The organism is Vibrio sp. 1249-1 (assembly GCF_033340495.1).
The window spans coordinates 1-538 of record NZ_JAWOWJ010001084.1; the positions used below are offsets into that span (position 1 = coordinate 1).

Consider the following 538-nt stretch of genomic DNA (forward strand, 5'->3'; position numbering starts at 1 on the left):
GCAGGTGAAGCGCGTGACAAACTGTTGTTGCGAGTTATTGGCAGCCCGGATCCTTATGGTAAGCAAATCGACGGTATGGGCGGCGCGACGTCAAGTACAAGTAAAGCGGTGATCGTTTCTCGAAGTAGCCGAGACGATCACGATGTTGATTACTTGTTTGGCCAAGTGTCGATCGACAAACCATTCGTAGACTGGAGTGGGAACTGCGGCAATTTGTCTGCCGCAATTGGGCCTTTTGCTATCCATGCAGGCTTGATCCCACAAGGTCGTATTCCAGAAAACGGCATTGTGACGGTGCGTGTATGGCAGGTGAACATCGGTAAAACTATCTTGGTTCATGTGCCGATTGTGAACGGATTTGTGCAAGAGACCGGAGAATTTGAACTTGATGGTGTGACTTTCCCGGCCGCTGAGATTCAAGTGGACTTTGTTGACCCGGCAGATGGGGAAGGCAGCATGTTCCCAACTGGCAACTTAGTCGATGATTTAGTGGTACCGGACGTGGGTACGTTCAACGCGACCTTTATTAACGCGGGCA

Annotated in this window: 1 protein-coding gene; it reads left to right on the forward strand. The window is 50.7% G+C overall.

Annotated features, from left to right (window positions below):
• Positions 1-538 (forward strand): PrpF domain-containing protein (locus R7Z50_RS30595; RefSeq protein WP_318150163.1); only part of this gene is annotated, 538 nt, incomplete at both ends.